Origin of the sequence: Streptomyces sp. LaBMicrA B280, from assembly GCF_049222185.1 — a bacterium.
Classification (GTDB): domain Bacteria; phylum Actinomycetota; class Actinomycetes; order Streptomycetales; family Streptomycetaceae; genus Streptomyces; species Streptomyces murinus.
In genome coordinates, this window is record NZ_JBMJCT010000091.1 from 1 (window position 1) to 411 (window position 411).

At 48.9% G+C, this 411-nt stretch carries 1 protein-coding gene; it reads left to right on the forward strand.

Going from position 1 to position 411, the window contains the following annotated elements; genetic code table 11:
• Positions 1-189 precede the first annotated feature (189 nt).
• Positions 190-411: biotin transporter BioY (locus tag ACLF5H_RS37370; protein WP_421680416.1), on the forward strand; the 222-nt coding region annotated here is incomplete at its 3' end.

Consider the following 411-nt stretch of genomic DNA (forward strand, 5'->3'; position numbering starts at 1 on the left):
GGCGTGAAGCAAGGGAAACTTCGTTGTGACATTTTGATTTGGCGGAATCCGTTCCGACTGTTTTGTTTGTCTCGTTTTCCCGAAAAACATATGGCTCCCTCCATTTAGTAAACCTATATTAAATCTTTGTTGACAATCAATCACCCTTCGATTACGCTAATCTGGTACAAGTGTAAGGGGGAAAAACAAATGAAACAACGCAACCTTCGTGCGGGCGATATGGCGCTTATCGGCATGTTTGCCGCACTGATGGCCGTCGGCGCCAACATTACATCAATGGCTCCTTTTTTGCAAGTTGCGGGAATTCCGTTATCGCTGCAGCCTTTCTTTTGTCTGTTAGCCGCGATGCTTCTCGGCGCCAGACGGGCAGCCATTGCAATGACGGTATACGCATTGGCCGGACTCGCGGGG